Origin of the sequence: Aminobacter sp. AP02 (assembly GCF_003148805.1) — a bacterium.
Classification (GTDB): Bacteria; Pseudomonadota; Alphaproteobacteria; order Rhizobiales; family Rhizobiaceae; genus Aminobacter.
Map to the genome: position 1 here is coordinate 111,859 of NZ_QGGX01000016.1, position 18,557 is coordinate 130,415.

Genomic DNA, 18,557 nt, shown 5'->3' on the forward strand with positions numbered 1-18,557 from the left:
GAGAGGAGCGGACGATGGCAGCAGCCGATGATCTCGAAAAGATCGCCGAGCAGGAGGCGCGTCTCGTCTTTGAAGGCTTCGACGAGGCCACGGCGTTCGAAATAGGATCTGCCATCCGGGCCCGTGGCTTGGCCGATAGCCTCCCCATCATCGTCGATATCCGCTTGTGGGACCGCGCGCTGTTTTACTGCGCACTGCCCGGTTCGACGGTGAACAACACCGAATGGGCGCGGCGCAAGTTCAATGTCGTCAAGATGTTCCACCGCAGCAGCTACCGCATGGTGCTGCAGAAGGCGCGTGCGGATCGCACCTTTCCGGTCGGCGATGCGCTGCCGATCGAGGACTATGTGCTGGCCGGCGGCGGGTTTCCGATCCGAGTGAAAGGTGTGGGGGTCATCGGCGTCATCGCCGTTTCGGGCCTGCCCGAGCGGCAGGATCACGAGGTGGTGGTCGGCGCGATCTGCGATCATCTCAGCATCGACCGGCAGGACCTTGCATTGCCGCCCGTTTCGAACAGCTGAAAGAGTTTTGGCCTCCCGATGACCACGACCGACCCGAAGCAATTTCTGACCAAGGTCTTCGAGGCCGCCGTCGCGGCCGCCGACCCCGAATTGACCATCCGCCGTCATCTGCCGGAAAAACCAAAGGGGCGCACCATCGTGATCGGTGCCGGCAAGGGCTCGGCGCAGATGGCCGCCGCCTTCGAAAAGGCCTGGGACGCGCCGTTGGAAGGCGTTGTCGTCACCCGCTACGGCTTCGCAGCCCCTTGCGAACGCATCAGGATCGTCGAGGCCTCGCATCCGGTACCTGACGCCAACGGTCTCGCGGCAGCGAAGCTTCTGCTCGAGACTGTGTCTGGCCTGACCGAGGATGATCTGGTCGTGGCGCTGGTCTCAGGTGGCGGCTCGGCGTTGCTGCCGTCGCCGGCGGGCAACCTGACACTGGCTGACGAGATCGCCGTCAACGAGGCGCTGCTTGCCTCAGGCGCGCCGATTTCAGCAATGAACACCATCCGCAAGCATGTCTCGACCATCAAGGGCGGCAGACTTGCGGCCGCCGCCTATCCGGCGCGGGTTGTCTCGCTGGTGGTGTCGGACATTCCAGGCGACAATCCCGCGCTCGTCGCATCCGGGCCAACGGTGCCTGACGAGGCCTCGCGCGCCGACGCTCTGCGCCTGATTGAGACTTACAGGATCGCACTGCCGGCCAATGTCATGGCGCATATCAATTCGGCTGCCGCCGATGCGCCTTCGCCAACCGATCCTCGCTTTGCCCGCAACGAGGTCCATGTCATCGCGTCTGCCACAGTGTCGCTCGATGCGGCAGCGGACGCGGCTCGTAAACTTGGCGTCGAAACCGTGATCCTGTCCGACGCCATCGAAGGCGAGGCGCGTGAGGTCGGTGCCGTTCACGCCGCGATCGCGCGTGAGGTTGCCCTGCGCGACCGTCCGTTCAAGAAGCCCGTCCTGATCCTGTCGGGCGGCGAAACGACGGTGACGCTTCGTGCCAAGGGAAAGGGCGGGCGCAACAGCGAGTTCCTGCTCGCCTTTGCCATCGGCGTCGACGGTGTTTCCGGGATCGACGCGCTGGCGGCGGATACCGATGGTATCGACGGCTCCGAAGACAATGCCGGCGCCTTCGCGGACGCCACGACCGTCGCTCGGATGCGCGCCGTTGGTGTCGATGCCAAGGCGATGCTTGCAGGCAACAATGCCTGGACGGCGTTCAATGCTGTCGGCGACCTGTTCGTGCCGGGCCCCACGGGCACCAATGTGAACGATCTCAGGGCGATCTTGGTGCGGTGAGGGCGCTCGCCCTCACACCTCGTGCAGATAGAGATGATAGTCCAGTTCGCTCACCGTGCGGGCGACGCGGAAATACTCTGCTTCCTTGATTGCCGTGAAGGTGCGGTGCAGATCGTGGCCCAGCGCCTCGCGCAGGAACTCTGACGCTTTCGCTGCTTCGATGGCGGTGCGCCAATCGGCCGGCATCACCCCGTTCGCACCAGCCGCGTGCTCGTAGCCATTGCCCGTCGTCTCGGGGCCGGGATCGAGTTGCTCATCCAGGCCCTTGGAAATGCCGGCGAGAATGGTTGCTGCCACCAGATAGGGATTGGCGTCGACGCCTGAGGGACGATGCTCGATGCGGCGGTTCTTGGAGTCGCCGGCTGGCACGCGTAGCGCCACCGAACGGTTGTTGACACCCCAGGTGGGTGCCACCGGGGCGTAAGACTGCGACACGAAACGTCGCCAGGAATTGGCGTGCGGTGCGAACACCAGCATCGATTCCGCCATGGTCGCCGCCAGACCGCCGAGCGCATGCAGCAGCGTTGGCTGCCACTCGCCTTCCTTGGCTTCCGTAAAGACGTTGTTGCCGTCCTTGTCGAGCAGCGAGGCATGGAAATGCATGCCGGAGCCGGCATATTTCTCGATCGGCTTGGCCATGAAGCAGGCGGTAACGCCGTGGCGGCGCGCCTGGGCGCGCACTATGCGCTTGAGCATGATCAGGTCGTCGGCGGCCTGCAGGACGTCCTTGCGGTAGCGCAGGGTCAGTTCATATTGCCCTGGCGCGTATTCTGAAATCACGGTCTCTGCCGGAATGCCCTGCAGCTTGGCGGCTGCATAGATGTCCGAAAATAGCGGCTCCATGCCGTGCAGATGGTCGACCGAATAGACCTCCGTCTTGCCCGAGGCGCGGCCGTCGAGCACCGCACGCGCCGGCTGCACCTTGCCGTCGCCGTCGCGTTCGTTGGAAAGCAGGAAGAATTCGAGCTCGAACGCACCGGCCGGATGCAAGCCTTTTGCGGCCAGCCTGTCGACCTGGCGTTGCAAGGCCAGCCTGGGGTCGGAGGTCATCGGTGCGCCGTCCAGATGGTACATCGACATCAACAGCTGGCCGCGCGCCGGGCTCGTGCCATGGAGCGGCTTCAACGTGCCGGGAATTGGCCATGTCCTGAGGTCGCCGTCGCCGGAATCCCAGATGAGGCCGGTTTCGTGAACGTCCTCGCCTGTGATGTCGAGGCCGAGGATGGAGATCGGCAAGTGCCGTCCGCCTTCGTAGAGGCCAATCAACTCGTGGCGGCGGATGATCTTGCCGCGGCCCACGCCATTGGCGTCGGTCAAGACGATGTCGAAGGCTTCGATGTCGGGATTGGCGTCGAGGAAGGCTCTGGCCTCGTCGATGGTCGAGCCGGAAGGAGATGTCATGATCTTACTCAATTGTCCTGATGCCTTGTCTCATGCCGAAAGCGTGGCGGCAATATCGTCGAAAGCCGCAACCAGCCTGTCGACCTGCCGTGCGGTGGTCCCCGGCGAAACCAGCATCATGTTGTGGAATGGCGCGATCAGCACGCCACGATTGACCATTGCGACATGCACCGCCGCCTCAAGCCGCGAGGCGTGCGCCGTCTCGGCCTCGCCTCCGTTGCGCAAAGGCCCCGGTGCACAGATGAACTCGACCCGCGCGCCAACCCGCATGACGTGCCAAGGCAGCTTGTACTTGTGGATGGCCTTGTCGAGACCCGATGCCAGCCGCTCCGCCAGCTTCTCCATGTGGGCGTAGTTCTCTTCGGTCATCACCTCTTCGAGGGCGGCGCGCATCGCTGCGAACTGCAGCGGGTTGGCCGAAAGCGTGGTGCCCATTCCGGAATAGCCCGGTTGCTTTGTCCTGTTGTAATTGGCGTAGCGGGCCGCGACCTCTTCGCTCATGCCCCATACACTCGCCGGCACGCCGCCGGCGACAGGCTTGCCGAGCACGAAGAGATCCGGTTCCAGCCCATGTTTCTTGGTGTAGCCGCCGGGACCAGTGGAGATGGTGTGCGTCTCGTCGATCAGAAGCAGCGTGCCGGCCTTGCGGGTCAGCTTGCGCATCCCTTCGAGGAAGCCGGGTTCGGGCAGAACCATGCAGCTGTTGGTCAGCACCGGCTCGGTGATGACGCAGGCGACGTCGCCATGGGCGAGTGCCGCTTCAAGTGCCGGCAGGTCGTTGAACTCGACGATGCGGGTGCGGGCGGTGAGATCGCGGAATTCGCCGGCGAGGCCCGGTCGGTTGACTGGCTTGCCGTCCTTCAGCCGCACCATCGTTTCGTCGACGGCACCGTGATAGCAGCCGTTGAAGACCAGGATCTTGTCGCGCCCGGTCACGGCGCGCGCCACGCGCAAGGCGAAGCGATTGGCGTCGGTGGCGGTCGTGGCGATCTGCCAGTGCGGGAGGCCGAAACGTTCTGCCAATAGCAGCCCCAGCTTCAGCGAATCCTCCGATGGCAGCATGTAGGTCAGGCCGCGGCTCGCCTGCCGGCGAATGGCGCGGGCAACCGGGGCAGGGGAATGGCCGAACATCGAGCCGGTATCGCCCAGGCAGAAATCGGCAAGCCTGTTGCCGTCGATGTCGGTGATGGTGGCACCGTTCGCCTTGTCGACGAGGATCGGGAAAGGCGTGGGCCAGTCGTTCATCCAATGCATCGGCACCCCACCGAAGAACCCTGCCATGCCGTTGCCAAGTGCCGCCGCGGATTTCGGCCGCGCCCGGCGAAAGATCTCGGCCTCGGTCTCTGCCAACTCGGAAATGCGCGATAGCGACACGCCGCCCTCACTGGCTCCTGGTCGTTCGATGCGGTTCATCATGGCTCCCGAATGATATCAGGCGCCACTTTAGCCAGTCGGCTGCCGAAACTTCAATTGGCCGTGCGCGTGGCGTCGATTGGCGCAGGCAATCGCCTCGAGCGTCAGTCTCGGTGCATGGCGGCGATGGCTCGCCGCATCAACTCCACGAAGACCTGCCGCTCCTGCTCGGTGAAGTCAGCCAATGCGGTTTCGTTCTGCGCCCGGGCGGCTTGGGTTGCGGGATCGCGCAGGGCGATTGCCTTCGGTGTCATGTGAATGGACTGCGAGCGTCCGTCGTCGAGCCTGGTGCGCCGCTCGATCAGGCCGTCGCGTTCCATCCTGGTCAACGTGTTGGCCATCGTCGCCTGTTCGACGTCGAGCCGGCGGACCAGTTCGCTCTGCGTTTGCCCGTCTTCATCCCACAGCGCCAGCAATGTCATGAATTGAGCCGGAGCCAGGCCAAGCGGACGGATGCGCTGCTGCAGGCCCTTGGCGAAAAGTCGTGCCATCTGATTGGCGAGGAATCCGGGCGAACGTTCTTTCTGGAAAGCCATGGGCAACAGATATCTGTTGAATAGCATGCTATGCAATGATATATAGCTTGCTATTCAAATAGAGGAGGCCTGACGATGAAAACGAAGATTCATGCGGCGGCCGGTGCCGTCGCCTTGATTGCGGTGGTTTGCTTTTGGCTTGCAACGGTCACGGCCGAACTGTCCGGCCATGCTGGAGCCATTGCCGCGGTCAAGGCTGCGGTGCTTGCCGGCATGGCGGTGCTTGTCCCGGCCATGGTCGTCGCCGGCGCTTCGGGCTTTTCGCTTGGCAAAGGATGGAAAAGCCCTGTCGTGCAGAAAAAGAAACGCCGCATGCGCTTCATCGCCGCCAACGGTATCCTGGTGTTGCTGCCTTCGGCCCATTTGCTTGCCGGCTGGGCCGAAGCTGGCCGTTTCGATGCGGCCTTCTTCGTCGTGCAGGCGCTGGAGCTTGCGGCTGGCGCGGTCAACATCACCTTGTTGTCGCTGAACATGCGCGACGGCCTGGCCTTGCGGCGCAAGCCATCCAGATTGGTGCGTGCGGGCTAGGTTCAGCCCGCAATATCGATGACACCGCAGTCGCCAGCGGCGCTGCCGAAGGCGAGGCGACGCTCTTCCCTGTCCCAGGCCATCGAGGTGATCGCGCTCTTGCCGGGACGGCGCAACAGCACCTCCTTGGCATCGGCAAAACGCACGGCCAGCACCATGCCGTCTTCATAGCCGATGGCGACTATGTCCTCGCTCGGGTGGCAGGCGACAGTGGTCACCATGGAGTTGCCGCGCGTGCCGAGTTCGAGCGGGGCCTTGCCCATCGGGCCGTCCTTGCCGACGAAGGGCCAAACGATCGCCGCAGGCGCGCCGGAACTTGCCAGCCACTTGCCCTTGGCGCTCCATGACAGGCTTTTCACCTTGGCGGGATAGCCGGTCATGCGCATGTGCTTGGCATCGACCAGCTTCCAGCCATGCAGGGCGTTTTCCTGCATCGTCGTCACCAAGAATGCGCCGTCCGGCGAAAATGTGACGCCGGTATGCGCCCCAGCCCATTCAAGCTCCACCGGCGTGCCTTCGGCGGCTGGGAAATGCAGCGTCGCGCCATTGTAGCGGGCAACGCCGATGCGCATGCCCTTGGGCGAAAAGGCTAAGCCTTCGACCGAGCGCGGATGCGTAAACTCCTTGGCCTTGCCATCGGCGAAGCGCACCCAGGCACTGCGGCCGCTAGCATAGGCGACAGCGCCTTGCGGGCCCGACGCAACCGAGGTGACCCACTTCTTGCCGATGCTGGCGAGCTCTTCCATCGTGCCGGAAGAGGCCAACGACATCACCTTGCCGTCCTCGCCGCCCGAAATCATCAGGTCGTTCTTGGTCGTTGCTGAAAGCAGCCCGTCATGCAGCCTGACCGACTTCTGGCCGTGGTCGAGCCAATGCACCATGCCGTCGGCGAGCGCGAAGAATGGGATATCGTCGAGAAAAGCGGCGGTGACGCAATGTCCGTCGAGATCAAGCGGGGCGACTGTCGGCATAAGAGACTATTCCATTCGAGATTTATGCTGCCCCTCACCCTTACCCTCTCCCCGTAAACGGGGCGAGGCGGCCGTCGACGTTGCAGCTTGTCCCTTCTCCCCGCATACAGGGAGAAGGTGCCGGCCCTTCGATGAACTCAGGGTCGGATGGGGCAGGGCCTTCGGTGTTGGCTTACGCCGCCTGACAGGCTTCGAAACTACGCTTCAGCCGCTCGGCGTCGAGTTCGCGGCCGATGAACACCAGCCGGCTCTCGTGCTTCTCGTCGTCCTTCCAGGCGCGCTGGTGGTCGCCCTCGATGATCATGTGCACGCCCTGGATGACGTAGCGGTCCGGGTCGTCCTTGATGGCGATGATGCCCTTGAGGCGCAGGATGTTCGGACCTTCCATCTGGGTGATCTTTTCGATCCAGGGGAAGAATTTCTTGGAATCCATCTCGCCGCCGCGCAGCGACACCGATTGCACCGTTACGTCATGAATAGGCGAAACCGCGCCGTGCTCATGGTGATCATGATCGTGATGATGGTGGTCATGATCATGGTGGTGATGATGGTGATCGTGGTCGCAGTTCGGGCCGCATTCATGGTCGTGGTCGTGATCATGGGCGTCGAGGAAATGCGGGTCGTCGGCCAGAACGCGCTTCAGGTCGAAGGCGCCGCGGTCGAGCACCTGGTCGAGTGCCACGCCCGCGCGGGTGGTGCGGTGGATCCTGGCGGACGGGTTGATGGCGCGGACGGCGGCTTCGACATCGCGCAGCTCGTCGGCATTGACCAGGTCGGTCTTGTTGAGCACGACGACGTCGGCAAAGGCGATCTGGTCTTCGGCCTCGCGGCTGTCCTTGAGGCGCAGTGGCAGGTGCTTGGCGTCGACCAAGGCCACGACCGCGTCGAGCTTGGTCTTGGAGCGTACATCGTCGTCCATGAAGAATGTCTGCGCGACCGGCACCGGGTCGGCGAGGCCGGTGGTCTCGACGATGATGGCGTCGAAGCGGCCGGGACGGCGCATCAAGCCTTCGACGACGCGGATCAGGTCGCCGCGCACCGTGCAGCAGACGCACCCATTGTTCATCTCGTAGATTTCCTCGTCGGATTCCACGATCAGGTCGTTGTCGATGCCGATCTCGCCGAATTCGTTGACGATGACCGCATAACGCTTGCCGTGGTTTTCCGACAGGATCCGGTTGAGCAGGGTCGTTTTGCCGGAACCGAGATAGCCGGTCAGCACGGTCACGGGAATTTGGGTCTGAGCTTCGGTCATGGTCGTCCTCGGGATCGAATAGAGGCTCCATATAGGATGCCGAAGACGCTTTTGCACGTCTCAAACGACATCACGAGGGTGCCCGCCGGACATTACCGAAATTTCATTAGGAAGACGGCAGGTCGCTGCCTAGATTGATGGACGGGCCGGGGGGCAACCGACCCAACAATAAGGGAGCCGGGCGCCGATGAAGGAAGGTCCGTTCCGCGCCAATTTCACCCGTCGCCGGGCGCTCGGCTTCATTGCGGTGACGGCGGGCGGCGGGGCGCTGGTGCCCGCGCAGGTGTTCGCTCAGCAAGCTTCTTCACAATCTGGAGCCTTGTTGATACCGCATGCCGGCGTCTGCTCGATCACGCCGGAAGTGACCGAAGGTCCTTATTATTTCGACCCGGAACTTGAGCGAAGCGATATTACCGAGGGGCGCAAGGGCGCTGGACTGACTGTGCGCCTGCAGGTCGTGGATGAGGCCTGCAACCCCATCGAAGGCGCGCGTGTCGACCTTTGGCATTGCGATGCCCAAGGGCACTATTCGGGCTACCCTGGCCAGGGGGACAAACGCGACGTTGATACCACAGGTGAAAAATTCCTGCGCGGCTGGCAACGCACCGACAAGAACGGCATCGCTGCCTTCCAGACCATCTATCCCGGCTGGTATCGCGGCCGCACCACGCACATCCATTTCAAGGCCTTTCCCAGCGAAGGTTCGGTCATGACCGGCCAGATGTTTTTTCCCGACGATGTCAGCGAGCGCATCTTCTCGACCATCGCGCCCTACAACCAGCGCAGCGGGGAGCGCGACACGATGAACGCCGACGACGGCATCCTGCGCCGCGCCGGTACCGGCGTGCAGAGCGCGGTGAGCGAAAAAGCTTCCGCCTATGAGGCCGTCATGATTGTTGCGGTAAAAGGAGCGGGATGAGGCTATTGTGCCGGAAGATTTGCCGGCGAATGGTTTCTGTCATCGAACTGTAACATCCGTCTGGCAAGAGCGCTCATGCGGTTGGTCGGTTGCCGGCAAAGCGACATGGCAACAATTGACCGCGAAAGTCGATTGCCAATGGCCGCGCGACAATTTTCCTCGCCCATGACGGTGCGAGGGGGCGTGGCGCAGGAGATGCGGATGTCCAAGTCCAACAAAGGCGCGGCGATGAGCCGGCTTCATTCCGTGGCCCGGCTGGCGCGAACTTCGCTTGCCGCGCGGCTGCTTGCTCATGGTTTCTATGCCGGCCAGGACCAGATCATGCTGTCGCTGCACGAAGACGACGGCCAGACGCCCGGCCAGCTTGCCTCGCGGCTCGGCGTGCGCCCGCCGACGATCACCAAGACCATCAACCGGCTGCAGGCGCAGGGCTTTCTCGAAAAGCGCGCCTCAGATACCGACGCCCGCCAGGCGCACATCTTCCTGACCGAAGCCGGTACGGACGCCATTCGCGCGGTCGAGAAATCGGTCAAGAAGACCGAAAAGCAAGCCCTCAAGGGGTTTGACAAGAAGGACGTGAAGCAGCTTTCCAAGCTTCTGCTGCGCATCGAGGCCAATCTGTCGGACCTGACCATCGTCGATGACGAAGCCACGGCCGAAGCGCAAGGTGCGGTCGAGGTCGAGCACGAAGTGGAAGCCGAAGCGGCGGAGTAACCGCTGCTTCGGCAAATGAGCGCTCCATCCCGGCCGATCGGGATGGAAAATACCCTGGATCATGAATTTTGCCTTGCCGGATGGCGGCTATGGGCGCAATAGCCATCACTCCTTCCGTCATTTTCCCGGCCCGCCAGCGTGTCTCCCCAAAAACCAGCAGAATCCGCAACGCCCTCGTCGGCGATCCTGCTGATATTTGCCTCCGGCCTGATCTTTTCCTTCCTAGACACCAGCGCCAAGCATCTGGTGACATCTGGAATGGCCGCGCCCTTCGTCACCTGGGTGCGCTTTGCGGTGCACGCGGTGATCGTGATCGTACTGTTCAAGGCCTGGCGACGGCCCGAGCGGCTGGTGCCGCAGAGCTTGAAGCTGCAGATCCTGCGCGCCGTGTTCATGTTCGGCTCGACGATCTTCAATTTCCTGGCGCTGCAGACGCTTCAGCTTGCGGAGACAGTGTCGATCAATTTCGCCAGCCCCATGGTCATCACCGCCCTTGCCGGGCCGCTGCTTGGCGAGTGGGCCGGCTGGCGGCGCTGGCTCGCAGTGCTCGTTGGCTTCATCGGCGTGATCGTCATCACCCGGCCGGGCTTCGGCGGCTTCGACATGGGGCACGTCTTCTCGCTCTGCGCCATGCTGAGTTCCTCGCTGTACACCATCATGACGAGGCAGATGGGCAATCGCGAAACGGCTGAAAGCCTGATCCTCTATTCGGCAGTGGTGCCCGCGATCTTCATGCTGCCCGCAGTGCCGTTGGCCGGTTCGTTGCCGGTCCACGTCTATGACTGGCTGGTACTGTTCGGTCTCGGCGTGTTCGGAGGTTTCGGCCACTGGCTCTTGATCAAGGCCTACCAGCGCGCGACTGCGACAGCGCTTGCGCCATATCCGTATCTCCAGATGGTGTGGATGATCATTCTGGGCTGGTTGGTGTTCGATCAGTTGCCCGACCGCTGGACCCTTGCGGGGGCTGCGATCATCGTTTCCAGCGGCCTCTACATCATCCACCGCGAACACATGCTGAGGGTCCGCAACCGGGCCGCGCCCAATGCGGAAACCGAGGAGCTGGCAAAAAAGCTTTGATTTGCCGTTGAACAATGGCATACGGCTTTAAACGGTTTAAAAGACCGTCGGTTCACGCTTGCGGATGGAGGGCCCGCTGGCTCAGAAGATCAAGCTTTCGACGATCGCCGACGCACTAGGCGTTTCGACCGCCACGGTGTCGCTTGCGCTACGCGACAGTCCTCTCGTCGCCGATGCCACGCGTGACCGCATCAAGCACCACGCCCGCGAGATCGGCTACATCTACAACCGCCGTGCCGCCAGCCTGCGCACCTCGCGCTCGGGTATCGTCGGGGTCGTCGTCCACGACATCATGAACCCGTTCTATGCCGAGATCTTGCGCTCCATCGAGAGCGAACTCGACCGCAGCGGCCAGACGTTCATCCTGTCCAACCACTATGACGACCTGGAAAAGCAGCGCACATTCGTCGACACGCTGCTGCAACTCGGGGCCGACGGGGTCATCATGTCCCCGGCCATCGGCACGCCGGCCGAAGACATCGTCATGGCCGAGGAAAATGGCCTGCCGGCGGTGCTGATCGCACGCTCCGTCGAAGGTGCGGAAGTGCCCGTCTTCCGGGGCGACGACGCCTATGGCACCGCGCTCGCCACCAACCACCTGATCTCGCTTGGCCACAAGCGCATCGCCATGATCGGCGGCACCGACCAGACCTCGACCGGTCGCCACCGTTACCAGGGCTACCTCAATGCCATGGAAGCCGCAGGGCTCGAGGTGCTGTCGACCTGGCGGCTGGCCGGCCCGCGCACCAAGCAAGGCGGCTTCGAGGCGGCAGGACAGTTTCTGGCGCTCAAGGACAAGCCGACTGCGGCCTGCTGCTGGAACGATCTCGTCGCCATCGGCCTGATGAACGGCATCGCCCGCGCAGGCCTTGTGCCCGGCATCGATGTCTCCGTCACCGGCTATGACGACCTCGAGGAAGCCCAGATCGCGACGCCGGCGCTGACCACGGTGTGGAACGGCCAGCGCGAAGTTGGCCGCCGTGCGGCGAGCGCGCTTCTCGACAAGCTCAACGGCCAACAGGTGCGGCCGTCGCAAGAGCTGATCAAGCCCGAGCTGCATGTCAGACAGTCCACCGGAAAACCCAAAGAGCGTACATGAGCGCTTCGAACATTGAAGCGCCGGCGATCCTGATCCCCGGCCGGATGCATCCGCATGTCACCGAGCGGCTCAAATCGGCATTCCCGCTGATCCATATCGCCGATGGCGATCCGGCGTTGCTGAGTGCAGAGATGAAGGCGAGCGTTCGCGGGATCGCCTCGATGGGCACGGTCAACGCAGCCTTCATCGACGCGCTGCCCAATCTTGAAATCATCGCCAATTTCGGCGTCGGCTACGACGCGGTCGATGCCGCTCATGCCGCATCGCGCGGCATCATGGTCACCAACACGCCTGACGTTTTGACGGAAGAAGTCGCCGACACGGCCATTGGCCTTCTCATCAACACCGTGCGCGAGTTGCCTCGGGCCGAGGACTGGTTGCGGCAGGGGCGCTGGGTCCGCGAGGGCGGCTACCGGCTGACGGCTACGCTGCGCGGCCGCCGCATCGGCATCTTCGGCATGGGCCGGATCGGCCTCGCGGTCGCACGGCGATTGGAGGCCTTCGGGCTGCCGATCGCCTATCACAATCGGCGCCGGATCGATGGCATCGCCTACGCGTATTTCCCGACTTTGAAGGAGCTGGCTGCCGCGGTCGACACGCTGATTTCGGTGGCGCCCGCCACCCCGCAGACCGAGAAGATCGTCAACGCGGAGATTTTTGAAGCCTTGGGCGCCGATGGCATCTTCGTCAATGTCGGCCGTGGGGCTACGGTCGATGAAGCCGCACTCGTCGAGGCGCTGTCGAAGGGAACAATCCTTGCCGCCGGCCTCGATGTTTTCGCCGACGAGCCGAACGTGCCTCAGGCGCTGATCGACCTTCCCAACGCTTCACTTTTGCCGCATGTCGCCTCGGCGACTGTCCATACGCGCCAAGCCATGGCCGACCTTGCGGCCGACAACATCTTTTCGTGGTTTTCAAGCGAGCGCCGGGCGCTGACGCCGGTGCCCGAGACCGCGCATGTGACGGCCACTGGCTAGCTGAGCATTTTCTCTCCCCCGGGAGGGGAGAGTTCGGCCGGGGCGAATGCTACTCCGCTGCCGTCCGTGCCGCCTGACGGGCGATAGCATGGGCTCTCACGGCATCGCCAAAAGCCTTGAAGATACGCTGCGAGGCGTTGTCGGTGCCGACCCAATACTCCGGATGCCATTGCACGCCGACGGCGAACGCGCGTGAATCGCGAACGGAAACCGCCTCCACAGTACCATCGGGCGCCACCGCCTCGACCTGCAGCTTCGGCCCAAGCCGGTCTACCGCCTGGCGGTGGACCGAGTTGACCATGATGTCGCCTGCGCCGAACACCCCGGCCAAGCAGCTGCCCGGCTTGATGGTCACGGCTTGACGGATCGCGAAGCGCTCGTCCTGAAGGTCGCTGACAGGCGCGCGGTGATCCATGGAGCCTTCGCGTTCCTGGATCTCGGTGGCGAGGCTGCCACCAAGCGCGACGTTCATTTCCTGGATGCCGCGGCAGATCGCAAGCAGCGGCACGCCGCGCTCGATCGCCTTGCGGATCAGCGGCATCGTCGTCGAGTCGCGTGCCGGATCGTAAGGGCCATTGGCGTCTGTGGCTTCTTCGCCATAAAGGCGAGGATCGACGTTCGACTTGGATCCGGTCAGCATGACGCCGTCGACTGACGACAAGAGTTCGTCGAAGTCGAGCCGGTCGCCGAAGGACGGCACCAGCAATGGCAGCACGCCCGCTCCCGAAATCGCGGCTTCAAGATATTGCTGGGGCGCCGCGTGCCAGGTGTAGTTTTCAAACTGGCGGACATCGGTCGACACGGCGACGAGCGGCTGGTGCATGATGCGGTTCAAATCCTAATGGGAAGCGACTGTTTCCTTGCCTGTAAAATAGGCGAACCCAAGGCGCTTTTCCAACACAAGTTTGCATATCTCATATGCGCCCGGCAGCGAGGGTTAGACTATAGTTTTAGATGCTTGCGTTGCCGGAAGGTTTTCCGTGCCCAAACACTCCTGGCCCGGTTTGGCGCGCTTTACTCGCCCCCTTCGCCGTGTATTGTCGCGAGCGGCGTTAGTGGTGGGAGGCAACGATTTCCCCTGCGTCGCATTCGTTCTTTCGGTCCAGTATGGGAGGATTTTAATGGATCGCCGTTCATTTATCAGGAAGGCCGGCACGACCGGCGTTGGGGCGGCCGCCGCTGCCGCCACGCTGGCCGCTCCGGCAATTGCCCAGTCCAATCCGAAGGTTACCTGGCGCCTGGCGTCATCGTTCCCGAAGTCGCTTTCGGATACGATCTTCGGCGGTGCCCTGACGCTTTCAAAGTATGTGTCGGAAGTCACGGACGGCAATTTCCAGATTCAGGTCTTCGCGGCGGGCGAGATCGTTCCTGCGCTTCAGGTCGCGGACGCTGTAACTGCTGGCACGATCGAGGCGGCACACACGGTGTGCTACTACTTCTGGGGCAAGGATCCGACCTGGGCACTCGGCTCGGCGGTGCCCTTTTCCCTCAATGCGCGCGGCATCAATGCCTGGCACTATCACGGCGGCGGCATCGACCTGTTCAACGAGTTCTTGGGCACGCAGGGCATCGTCGGCTTCCCGGCCGGCAACACCGGCGTCCAGATGGGCGGCTGGTTCCGCAAGGAGATCAACACGGTCGCCGACCTCCAGGGCCTCAAGTTCCGCGTCGGCGGCTTTGCAGGCAAGGTGCTTGAGCGCCTCGGCGTCGTTCCTCAGCAACTTGCCGGCGGCGACATCTACCCTGCGCTGGAAAAGGGCACGATCGATGCCGCTGAGTTCGTCGGACCGTTCGACGACGAGAAGCTCGGCTTCGTGAAGGTTGCGCCTTATTATTACTATCCCGGCTGGTGGGAAGGTGGCCCGACCGTCCACGCTCTGTTCAACAAGGCCAAGTTCGACGAACTGCCGAAGCAGTACCAGTCGGTGCTCAAAGTCGCCGCTCAAGCAGCGGACGCCAACATGCTGTCGGCGTACGACTGGCTCAACACGGCGGCGTTGAAGCGCCTTGTCGCGGCCGGTGCCCAGCTTCGGCCGTTCAGCCCCGAGATCATGTCGGCATCGTTCGACGCGGCAAACCAGACCTATGCCGAGATCGAAGCCAGCAACGCCACCTTCAAGAAGACCTGGGACTCGATCAAGGAGTTCCGCAAGGACTACTACCTCAACATGCAGGTCGCCGAATACAACTACGACACCTTCATGATGATCCAACAGCGCGGCGGCAAGCTCTGAGCCTATTGCCTTGCAAGGAACACCCCGGGGCGCCTCGCGTGCCTCGGGGTTTTTCTTTGCCCGCGATTGCCACGGCCATGGTCCGGGGCTGAAACGAAAAAAGGGCGCCCCGAGGGCGCCCTTTTCGCTTTCGGATCGGCTGGATCGGTTCAGTTGAAGCTCGGCGGCTTCGACAGATCAGGGGCTGCCGGTTGGGCCGGAGCCGGCGCCGTACCAGGCGCGGGGGCGGTGCCGGGTGCCGAGGGCGCGCCGAGCGGAGGCAGGCCCAGGCCACCACCCAATCCGCCGCCGAGCCCCGGCATGTCGGGCATCTTGATCTCGATCGTCGAGGGATCGACCGTCTTGCCCTTGTAGTGCATGACCATCTGCGGGAAGGCGATGGTGAGGCCGATCATGATGATCTGGATGCACACGAAGGGAACGGCGCCCCAATAGATTTGCCCGGTGGTCACCGGCTCGATGTTCTTGCCGGTGATCCTGTCGAGATAGGGCACGCGTGCCGCCACCGAACGCAGGTAGAACAGCGCGAAGCCGAAGGGCGGATGCATGAAGCTGGTCTGCATGTTGACGCCGAGCAGGACGCCGAACCAGATCAGGTCGATGCCGAGCTTGTCGGCGGCTGGTGCCAGCAGCGGCACGATAATGAAGGCGAGCTCGAAGAAGTCGAGGAAGAACGCCAGGAGGAAGACCAGGACGTTGACCGCGATCAGAAAGCCGACCTCGCCGCCGGGCAGCGACACCAGGAGGTGTTCGACCCAGAGATGGCCGTTGACGCCGTAGAAGGTGAGCGAAAAGACACGCGCGCCGATCAGGATGAAGATGACGAAGGACGACAGCCTCGTCGTTGAGGCCAGCGCCTGCTTGACCACGTCGAAGGACAGTCGACCCTTCACCGCCGCCATGATCAGGGCGCCTACCGAGCCCATCGCGCCGCCTTCGGTCGGCGTTGCGATGCCGAGGAAAATAGTGCCGAGAACGAGAAAGATCAGTGCCAGAGGCGGGATCAGCACGATGATGACCTGCTGAGCCAGCCGCGACATCATGTTGATCTTCAGGCCGCGATCGGCGATGGCGACGATGTAGATGACGACGATGCCGACGCACGCACCGAGGATGTCGGCATTGGCGCCATGGGTCGGCGACAGGTAGACATGGGCCGCATAGGCGATGACGGCGGCCACGGCGAGTGCCACGAACAGCGATGTCACGCCATGGCCGAGCGTACGCGCCTCGAGCGGCAGTGCCGGCATCGATTTTGGCCGGATGATCGACATCAACAGGATGTAGCCCATGTAGAGGCTGGTCAGCACCAGGCCGGGGATCAGCGCGCCCTTGTACATGTCGCCCACCGAGCGGCCGAGCTGGTCGGCCAGAACGATGAGCACGAGCGAGGGCGGGATGATCTGCGCCAGCGTGCCGGATGCCGCGATGACGCCCGAGGCGACTCGCCGGTCATAGCCGTAGCGCAGCATGATCGGCAGCGAGATCAGGCCCATGGCGATGACCGACGCAGCGACAACGCCTGTCGTGGCGGCAAGCAGCGCACCGACAAAGATGACCGCATAGGCGAGGCCGCCGCGGATCGGGCCGAACAGCTGGCCGATCGTGTCGAGCAGGTCCTCGGCCATGCCGGACCGTTCGAGCACGATGCCCATGAACGTGAAGAACGGGATCGCCAGCAGCGTCTCGTTTGACATCACCCCCCAGAAGCGTTCGGGCAACGCATAGAGCAATGGCCACGAGAGGTTGACCGTGCCGTTTGACAATGGCGCGAGTTCGACGCCGATGAGGAAGAACAGCAGGCCGTTGGCCGCCAGCGAGAAGGCGACCGGATAGCCAAGCAGCATGAAGACGATGAGCGAAAAGAACATGATCGGAGCCATGTTCTGGGCGATGAACTCCATCATGGGCGCACCTCGTCGGCCAGCGCCTTGCCTTCGAGCTCGGCCGCCTCATGAGCCGAGATGAAGGGGTTGGGGTCCTCCAGGTCGCCACGCATGATGGCGATCTTCTTGATGATCTCGGAAATGCCTTGGAAGAAAAGCTGGATGAAGCCGATCAGCAGCAGGGACTTGGCCGGCCACAGGACCAGGCCGCCGGCGCTCGATGAAACTTCGCCGGAACGGAACGACAGACCGACATACGGCACGAAATAGAAGATCATCAGGATGACGAAAGGCATCAGGAACAGCAGGTGCCCTAGCAGGTCGATCCAGTGCTGCACACGGCGCGAGAACATGCCGTAGACGATGTCGATACGGATATGCTCGTTTTGCTTCAGGGTGTAGGCGGCGGCCAGCATGAAGGCGGCGCCGAACAGGTACCACTGCAGCTCCAGCCATGCGTTGGACGACATGTTGAACGTCTTGCGGATGATCGCATTGCCTGCGCTGACAAGGATGGCGACAAGGATAGCCCAGGAAATGGTCTTGCCGATGATCTCGTTTATGCGGTCAATAAATCTGGATAGAGCCAGCAGCCCTGCCATGCATTCCTCCCTGATTTGATGGGGCAGCCGTTGTTCCCCCGACGTTCTTTTTTCCGGCTTCCCTCGATGTTCATGGGTATGCCGGTCATGGGTGTCGCGTCAACACAACAGCCCGGTGCCGTCAATCGCTGCAAAGCCCGCAAAGACTGGGAAAAGGGGCTGTGACGCTGCGGCATGCAACCAAAGTCGCAAGCAAAAAAACGATAGGTCAAACCGAGTTGGGCGCGTCCTTGCGGTCACCGGTCAAGACGAGCATCGCCGCGAGTAGCGCATACATCCACGCGTCACGCCATTCGATCGGGAAGTAGCCGGCCCACAGTGCCTCGGCGAAGCCAAAGCCGGCTGCTCCCAGGGCGGCGCGGCCGGGGGCGTAATAGCCGCCGACCGCAGTGACAAACAGGATCTTCAGGCCATAGACGAGCCCGGAGCCGAAGCCGAGGTTGCCATAGTATGATGCGGCAAGCACGCCGGCGAGCCCGGCGCACAAGCCACCGATCAAAAGGGCGCGATGGAAAACGCGCGCCGTGTCGATGCCGCAGAGTTTTGCGGCGAGCGGATCGTCGGCGGTCGCCCGCCAGTATCGGCCGAAGTTCGACCTACCCAGCCAAAACGCGCCGCTGATGATAACAGTGGCTGCAATCACCGTGTTGATCAGCTGGATGACCGTCAGTGTCGCGACGAAATTGTCGCCCGAGGAAAGGACCACCGGTGTCGAAAGCATTGGCGGCAGCCAGTAGTCATGCGTATCGGCGGCAATGCGGCTGAATTCCATTAGTACCAGCAGCGCTCCAAGGGTGGCTGTAACGATGGCGTTGGGCGATCGGCCGGCAAGTGGGACGAATACAGCGCGAGACAGCAGCCGGCTGAAGAAGGCCGCATAGGCGAGCGCGATGGAAATGCCGAAGGCGATGGTTGCCGGTAGCGTCAGCCGCAGCACCTGCCAGCCGTAGACGGCGGCGAGGATCATCGTCTGGCCGCTGAAGGCGAAGATTCCGCCATAGGCCAGGTTGGTGCGCTTGAGCAGGGCGTTGCCGAGCGCGTAGCCGAAAGCAAGCAGGCCATAGATGGCTGCCGAATGCACGCCATTGAGGAGTTGTTGGAAGAAGTAGAGCATGTGCTGTCCGGCTGGGGCGGCACCTT

At 62.9% G+C, this 18,557-nt stretch carries 18 protein-coding genes; 9 read left to right on the forward strand and 9 right to left on the reverse strand.

Annotated elements, in window-relative coordinates; genetic code table 11:
* The first annotated feature begins 14 nt into the window (after window positions 1-14).
* Window positions 15-521, forward strand: coding sequence for a heme-degrading domain-containing protein (locus C8K44_RS20040; protein ID WP_109577529.1), 507 nt, complete (start codon window positions 15-17; stop codon window positions 519-521).
* 18 nt (window positions 522-539) lie between these two features.
* A complete protein-coding gene (locus C8K44_RS20045) occupies window positions 540-1,805 on the forward strand; it encodes a glycerate kinase (RefSeq protein WP_109577530.1) in 1,266 nt (421 codons plus the stop codon).
* Window positions 1,806-1,817: 12 nt separating this feature from the next.
* Here the strand turns inward: C8K44_RS20045 and C8K44_RS20050 are convergent, their stop codons facing one another.
* From C8K44_RS20050 to C8K44_RS20060, 3 genes are all read right to left on the reverse strand, one after another.
* A complete protein-coding gene (locus tag C8K44_RS20050; RefSeq protein WP_109577531.1) occupies window positions 1,818-3,206 on the reverse strand; it encodes a glutamine synthetase family protein in 1,389 nt (462 codons plus the stop codon).
* A 30-nt stretch (window positions 3,207-3,236) separates the two neighbouring features.
* Entirely contained in the window at window positions 3,237-4,619 is a 1,383-nt protein-coding gene (locus tag C8K44_RS20055) for an aspartate aminotransferase family protein (RefSeq protein WP_109577567.1), read from the reverse strand.
* A gap of 104 nt (window positions 4,620-4,723) precedes the next feature.
* On the reverse strand, window positions 4,724-5,155 hold the full coding sequence (locus tag C8K44_RS20060) for a MarR family transcriptional regulator (protein WP_109577532.1): 432 nt from the start codon (window positions 5,153-5,155) through the stop codon (window positions 4,724-4,726).
* A gap of 75 nt (window positions 5,156-5,230) precedes the next feature.
* Here C8K44_RS20060 and C8K44_RS20065 point away from each other — a divergent pair, with 75 nt between their 5' ends.
* Window positions 5,231-5,683, forward strand: coding sequence for a hypothetical protein (locus C8K44_RS20065; RefSeq protein WP_109577533.1), 453 nt, complete (start codon window positions 5,231-5,233; stop codon window positions 5,681-5,683).
* A gap of 2 nt (window positions 5,684-5,685) precedes the next feature.
* Here C8K44_RS20065 and C8K44_RS20070 read toward each other — a convergent pair whose 3' ends face one another.
* Window positions 5,686-6,654, reverse strand: a complete 969-nt coding sequence (locus C8K44_RS20070; protein ID WP_109577534.1) for a WD40 repeat domain-containing protein — start codon at window positions 6,652-6,654, stop codon at window positions 5,686-5,688.
* A gap of 172 nt (window positions 6,655-6,826) precedes the next feature.
* Window positions 6,827-7,909 carry a GTP-binding protein gene (locus tag C8K44_RS20075; protein WP_109577535.1) on the reverse strand — a complete coding sequence of 361 codons (1,083 nt, stop codon included), beginning with the start codon at window positions 7,907-7,909 and terminating at the stop codon, window positions 6,827-6,829.
* Between the two features lie 187 nt (window positions 7,910-8,096).
* Between C8K44_RS20075 and C8K44_RS20080 the strand changes: the two genes are divergently transcribed.
* The 5 genes from C8K44_RS20080 (at window position 8,097) to C8K44_RS20100 (ending at window position 12,695) form a co-directional block, all read left to right on the forward strand.
* Window positions 8,097-8,828 (forward strand): intradiol ring-cleavage dioxygenase, encoded by a 732-nt coding sequence (locus C8K44_RS20080; RefSeq protein WP_109577536.1) that lies wholly within the window; start codon window positions 8,097-8,099, stop codon window positions 8,826-8,828.
* Window positions 8,829-9,029: 201 nt separating this feature from the next.
* Complete coding sequence (locus C8K44_RS20085) at window positions 9,030-9,542, forward strand: MarR family transcriptional regulator (RefSeq protein ID WP_109577568.1); 513 nt, start codon at window positions 9,030-9,032, stop codon at window positions 9,540-9,542.
* A 138-nt stretch (window positions 9,543-9,680) separates the two neighbouring features.
* Entirely contained in the window at window positions 9,681-10,619 is a 939-nt protein-coding gene (locus C8K44_RS20090; RefSeq protein WP_109577537.1) for a DMT family transporter, read from the forward strand.
* A 64-nt stretch (window positions 10,620-10,683) separates the two neighbouring features.
* Entirely contained in the window at window positions 10,684-11,718 is a 1,035-nt protein-coding gene (locus C8K44_RS20095; RefSeq protein ID WP_109577538.1) for a LacI family DNA-binding transcriptional regulator, read from the forward strand.
* Window positions 11,715-12,695: a 2-hydroxyacid dehydrogenase gene (locus C8K44_RS20100; RefSeq protein ID WP_109577539.1), complete on the forward strand. Its 981-nt coding sequence runs from the start codon at window positions 11,715-11,717 to the stop codon at window positions 12,693-12,695. Before C8K44_RS20095 ends, C8K44_RS20100 begins: the two co-directional genes overlap by 4 nt.
* Window positions 12,696-12,744: 49 nt before the next feature.
* Here C8K44_RS20100 and C8K44_RS20105 read toward each other — a convergent pair whose 3' ends face one another.
* A complete protein-coding gene (locus tag C8K44_RS20105) occupies window positions 12,745-13,518 on the reverse strand; it encodes a gamma-glutamyl-gamma-aminobutyrate hydrolase family protein (protein WP_109577540.1) in 774 nt (257 codons plus the stop codon).
* 298 nt (window positions 13,519-13,816) lie between these two features.
* Here C8K44_RS20105 and C8K44_RS20110 point away from each other — a divergent pair, with 298 nt between their 5' ends.
* Window positions 13,817-14,929 carry a TRAP transporter substrate-binding protein gene (locus C8K44_RS20110; protein ID WP_109577541.1) on the forward strand — a complete coding sequence of 371 codons (1,113 nt, stop codon included), beginning with the start codon at window positions 13,817-13,819 and terminating at the stop codon, window positions 14,927-14,929.
* 149 nt (window positions 14,930-15,078) lie between these two features.
* On the opposite strand, the gene C8K44_RS20115 is transcribed toward C8K44_RS20110, so the two are convergent.
* The 3 genes from C8K44_RS20115 to C8K44_RS20125 all read right to left on the reverse strand — a co-directional run bounded on the left by C8K44_RS20115 (window position 15,079) and on the right by C8K44_RS20125 (window position 18,531).
* Window positions 15,079-16,836, reverse strand: coding sequence for a TRAP transporter large permease subunit (locus C8K44_RS20115; protein ID WP_109577542.1), 1,758 nt, complete (start codon window positions 16,834-16,836; stop codon window positions 15,079-15,081).
* Window positions 16,833-17,417 (reverse strand): TRAP transporter small permease subunit, encoded by a 585-nt coding sequence (locus C8K44_RS20120; RefSeq protein ID WP_109577543.1) that lies wholly within the window; start codon window positions 17,415-17,417, stop codon window positions 16,833-16,835. Before C8K44_RS20120 ends, C8K44_RS20115 begins: the two co-directional genes overlap by 4 nt.
* Window positions 17,418-17,625: 208 nt before the next feature.
* Window positions 17,626-18,531 carry a branched-chain amino acid ABC transporter permease gene (locus tag C8K44_RS20125; protein ID WP_109577569.1) on the reverse strand — a complete coding sequence of 302 codons (906 nt, stop codon included), beginning with the start codon at window positions 18,529-18,531 and terminating at the stop codon, window positions 17,626-17,628.
* Window positions 18,532-18,557 lie beyond the last annotated feature (26 nt).

What these genes read in the sequence shown, in the direction of transcription:
- C8K44_RS20060 (WP_109577532.1), bottom strand. Translation starts at nt 5,155, where the DNA reads ATGGCTTTCCAGAAAGAACGTTCGCCCGGATTCCTCGCCAATCAGATG.
- C8K44_RS20100 (WP_109577539.1), top strand. Translation starts at nt 11,715, where the DNA reads ATGAGCGCTTCGAACATTGAAGCGCCGGCGATCCTGATCCCCGGCCGG.
- C8K44_RS20105 (WP_109577540.1), bottom strand. Translation starts at nt 13,518, where the DNA reads ATGCACCAGCCGCTCGTCGCCGTGTCGACCGATGTCCGCCAGTTTGAA.
- C8K44_RS20055 (WP_109577567.1), bottom strand. Translation starts at nt 4,619, where the DNA reads ATGAACCGCATCGAACGACCAGGAGCCAGTGAGGGCGGCGTGTCGCTA.
- C8K44_RS20065 (WP_109577533.1), top strand. Translation starts at nt 5,231, where the DNA reads ATGAAAACGAAGATTCATGCGGCGGCCGGTGCCGTCGCCTTGATTGCG.
- C8K44_RS20085 (WP_109577568.1), top strand. Translation starts at nt 9,030, where the DNA reads ATGTCCAAGTCCAACAAAGGCGCGGCGATGAGCCGGCTTCATTCCGTG.
- C8K44_RS20070 (WP_109577534.1), bottom strand. Translation starts at nt 6,654, where the DNA reads ATGCCGACAGTCGCCCCGCTTGATCTCGACGGACATTGCGTCACCGCC.
- C8K44_RS20110 (WP_109577541.1), top strand. Translation starts at nt 13,817, where the DNA reads ATGGATCGCCGTTCATTTATCAGGAAGGCCGGCACGACCGGCGTTGGG.
- C8K44_RS20045 (WP_109577530.1), top strand. Translation starts at nt 540, where the DNA reads ATGACCACGACCGACCCGAAGCAATTTCTGACCAAGGTCTTCGAGGCC.
- C8K44_RS20080 (WP_109577536.1), top strand. Translation starts at nt 8,097, where the DNA reads ATGAAGGAAGGTCCGTTCCGCGCCAATTTCACCCGTCGCCGGGCGCTC.
- C8K44_RS20120 (WP_109577543.1), bottom strand. Translation starts at nt 17,417, where the DNA reads ATGGCAGGGCTGCTGGCTCTATCCAGATTTATTGACCGCATAAACGAG.
- C8K44_RS20115 (WP_109577542.1), bottom strand. Translation starts at nt 16,836, where the DNA reads ATGATGGAGTTCATCGCCCAGAACATGGCTCCGATCATGTTCTTTTCG.
- C8K44_RS20095 (WP_109577538.1), top strand. Translation starts at nt 10,684, where the DNA reads ATGGAGGGCCCGCTGGCTCAGAAGATCAAGCTTTCGACGATCGCCGAC.
- C8K44_RS20075 (WP_109577535.1), bottom strand. Translation starts at nt 7,909, where the DNA reads ATGACCGAAGCTCAGACCCAAATTCCCGTGACCGTGCTGACCGGCTAT.
- C8K44_RS20050 (WP_109577531.1), bottom strand. Translation starts at nt 3,206, where the DNA reads ATGACATCTCCTTCCGGCTCGACCATCGACGAGGCCAGAGCCTTCCTC.
- C8K44_RS20125 (WP_109577569.1), bottom strand. Translation starts at nt 18,531, where the DNA reads ATGCTCTACTTCTTCCAACAACTCCTCAATGGCGTGCATTCGGCAGCC.
- C8K44_RS20040 (WP_109577529.1), top strand. Translation starts at nt 15, where the DNA reads ATGGCAGCAGCCGATGATCTCGAAAAGATCGCCGAGCAGGAGGCGCGT.